Consider the following 2,090-nt stretch of genomic DNA (forward strand, 5'->3'; position numbering starts at 1 on the left):
TTTATTTCAAATTGGGGCTTCATTTTTAATACCATTATAGTGTACTACCAAGAATCCTGTTTCATTTGAAGCGGGATTTTTTTGGTGAACATGACAAGGGAAAGAATTTATGTATATATTTACTATCCCCTTATTTTTTTGACATACCATGGATGAACTAAATCATTACTCAACTACCTACAGAACGGAGCATTTTTTTGAACTATCAGCAGATTTATTATTCATTGCCGGTTTTGATGGGTATTTTAAAAAGGTAAACCCCGCCGCCTGCCTGCTTTTGGAATACTCCGAAGAAGAATTATTTGCACGCCCCATCAACGATTTTATATTTGAAGAGGACGTAGCCATTACGTGTAAAAACCGCGAGAACATCAGAGCTGGTATACCATTACTGAATTTTGAAAATCGATATGTTACCAAAAGCGGCGAAATCGTTTGGCTATCCTGGACATCTATGCCGAAAAAAGATGATCAATTAGTATATGCCATCGCTAAGAACATTACACACACTAAAAAACTGGAAGAAGAACGCAACGAATTGCTGACCAGTCTAAAAAAAATAAACAACCATCTTAAGAAATTAACGTATACCGCTTCCCATGACATGCGCTCTCCCGTTAATAATTTACTAACGGTTTACAGTCTTTTAGACACCTCAAAAATAGTGGATGACGAAACATTGGAACTTATTGAAATGCTCAAAAAAGCCACCGAGGGTCTAAAACAAACGCTCAATAATTATGTAGATAATATCAGCCACAATGATAGCATCACTACTTTAGTAGAGACCTTAGCTCTTGATCACACTTTAAACACCGTTTTACAATCGATAAAATCATTAGTCAAAGACTCTAAGGTAACTTTTATAACCGATTTTTCTTTGGCAGAAACTATAATCTTTAACAAAGCCTATCTCGAAAGTATTTTACTCAACCTAATCACCAATGCCATTAAATATGCCAATCCGGATAGGTTACCGGTCATTAGCATTACCACCCAAAAAAGTAATGACACTACCCAATTAGTGTTTTCGGATAACGGTAGGGGTTTTGATATTGGAAAAGTAAAAGATAAAATTTTTGGGTTAAATCAAAAGTTCCATGACAATAGTGACAGCAACGGAATAGGGCTCTATTTAGTTTACAATCACATCATTGATATGGGCGGCACTGTTGAAGTGAAAAGTGAAATTGACAAAGGCACTACTTTTACCATTACTTTTAGAAACTAAAAAAACCGCTTCAAATGAAGCGGTTTTTTTTATATTTGATTATTAGGCAACCATTTGAAATTAGGAAACCGCCGAGAAAAAAGAGCCATGAATTTACTGCTACTTCAAAATAAAACCACCGCTAAACATCTTTTGTTGTTGCTGTTTTGCTTTGCCATCTTGTTTGGTCCGGCCTATACGTTGTTTGATTCCTATAATTATGATACGGTGGCTAATCCTGACCTTGAAAGTTATCTCGGAATAGCTCACTTCGATTTTAACCAAAGTCCCATTAGAAAATACAGAGTCATTGTTCCGCTATTGGCCTCGGGAATTCATTATGTTTTTGGACCGGTATTTTCGAGCTTGGCTCCTTATACGTTTCCCGGCCCTGATTTTTCATTGTGTTTTAGCTTTCTTATTGTAAACTGCCTATTTATGTCGATTTTTGGTCTGCTGGTCTATCAGTACTGCAAAGCCTATGGTGTTTCTACATTGGGTGCCCTTGTCGGTCTGTTAAGCGTGCTGACTTGCCGCTGGGCCTCTTATATTGCAGGCTTGCCGTTGGTCGATAGTTTATATCTGGTAGTAATCGGCATGACACTATTGGGCATTAAAACCAAAAATTCAAAACTAATCTTCTTGGCTATTTTTATTGGTCCGTGGGCTAAAGAATCGTTTGTGTTTGTAGCGCCACTGATTTTTTTCTTCTCATCGGTAAGCAAACCCAAACAACTGGTTTGGTTTATACTGTCGGGTGTCCTGGTTTTTAGCTTCCGCTATTATTTAGATACCTTTAGTGATACTACCACAGCGATGGCCTTGAAAAATGATTTGTCGCTCGTAAGCAAAATACCGGATTCGTTGAGAAGACTATTTT

The 2,090-nt window shown here is 37.3% G+C and carries 2 protein-coding genes; both read left to right on the forward strand.

Features of this window, described 5'->3' with window-relative positions; genetic code table 11:
• Positions 1 to 148: 148 nt before the first annotated feature.
• Complete coding sequence (locus V7D82_RS13720) at positions 149 to 1,231, forward strand: PAS domain-containing sensor histidine kinase (RefSeq protein WP_333601514.1); 1,083 nt, start codon at positions 149 to 151, stop codon at positions 1,229 to 1,231.
• Positions 1,232 to 1,318: 87 nt separating this feature from the next.
• Positions 1,319 to 2,090, forward strand: a 772-nt coding sequence (locus V7D82_RS13725; RefSeq protein ID WP_333601515.1) for a hypothetical protein, incomplete at its 3' end; no start/stop codon positions are given.

It is taken from the genome of Flavobacterium sp., from assembly GCF_036741995.1.
GTDB lineage: Bacteria > Bacteroidota > Bacteroidia > Flavobacteriales > Flavobacteriaceae > Flavobacterium.

Bases quoted from the DNA above. Each gene is read 5' to 3' on its own strand.
- V7D82_RS13720 (WP_333601514.1), top strand. From the start codon at position 149: ATGGATGAACTAAATCATTACTCAACTACCTACAGAACGGAGCATTTT.